This window comes from Bartonella silvatica (assembly GCF_040545155.1).
In the GTDB taxonomy this organism is placed as follows: domain Bacteria; phylum Pseudomonadota; class Alphaproteobacteria; order Rhizobiales; family Rhizobiaceae; genus Bartonella; species Bartonella silvatica.
Window position 1 is genome coordinate 1 of record NZ_JBEPLI010000085.1, and the last position, 1185, is coordinate 1185.

Annotated in this window: 1 protein-coding gene; it reads left to right on the top strand. The window is 44.5% G+C overall.

Going from position 1 to position 1185, the window contains the following annotated elements; translation table 11 throughout:
* Nucleotides 1-1176 carry an elongation factor Tu gene (gene tuf / locus ABID23_RS08075; protein ID WP_354190991.1) on the top strand — a complete coding sequence of 392 codons (1176 nt, stop codon included), beginning with the start codon at nt 1-3 and terminating at the stop codon, nt 1174-1176.
* The last annotated feature ends 9 nt before the right edge of the window (nt 1177-1185 follow it).

A 1185-nucleotide genomic window follows, 5' to 3' on the forward strand; every position in this document is an offset into this window, starting at 1 on the left:
ATGGCAAAGAGCAAATTTGAACGTACGAAGCCGCATGTTAATATTGGTACGATTGGTCACGTTGATCATGGGAAGACATCACTAACAGCAGCGATTACGAAATTTTTTGGTGAATTTAAAGCATATGATCAAATTGATGCAGCACCGGAAGAGCGTGCACGTGGAATTACCATTTCTACAGCGCATGTTGAGTATGAGACAGAGAATCGGCATTATGCCCATGTTGATTGTCCTGGACACGCAGATTATGTGAAAAACATGATCACAGGAGCGGCGCAGATGGATGGGGCGATTTTGGTTGTTTCATCAGCGGATGGTCCTATGCCTCAGACACGTGAGCATATTTTGTTGGCGCGTCAGGTTGGTGTTCCTGCAATAGTTGTTTTTCTGAATAAAGTTGATCAGGTTGATGATGCGGAGCTTTTGGAGCTTGTTGAGCTTGAAGTGCGTGAGCTATTGTCAAAATATGATTTCCCCGGAGATGAAATTCCGATTATAAAAGGTTCTGCTTTGGCAGCCCTTGAAGACAAAGATAAGAGTATCGGTGAAGATGCTGTTCGTCTTTTGATGCAAGAGGTTGATCGTTATATTCCTACACCAGAGCGTCCAGTTGATCAGCCATTTTTAATGCCGATTGAAGATGTTTTCTCCATTTCGGGTCGTGGGACTGTTGTTACGGGGCGTGTTGAGCGTGGTGTTATTAAGGTTGGTGAGGAAATTGAGATTATTGGTATTCGTCCTACATCTAAGACGACGGTTACTGGTGTTGAAATGTTCCGTAAGCTTTTGGATCAGGGGCAGGCGGGCGATAATATAGGAGCGCTGCTTCGTGGTGTTGATCGTGAAGGGATTGAACGTGGTCAGGTTTTGGCGAAGCCTGGTTCTGTTACGCCACATACGCGATTTAAGGCAGAAGCTTATATTTTGACTAAGGATGAAGGTGGTCGTCATACGCCATTTTTTACGAACTACCGTCCACAGTTTTATTTCCGTACTACGGATGTGACGGGAATTGTTACGCTTCCTGAGGGAACAGAGATGGTTATGCCTGGTGATAACGTTGCGATGGATGTATCTTTGATTGTTCCGATTGCTATGGAAGAGAAACTCCGTTTCGCTATTCGTGAAGGTGGTCGTACTGTTGGTGCAGGTATCGTTTCTAAGATCATTGAGTAAATAGTGGTT

Coding starts and splice junctions, on each gene's coding strand:
- tuf (WP_354190991.1), top strand. CDS start 1: ATGGCAAAGAGCAAATTTGAACGTACGAAGCCGCATGTTAATATTGGT.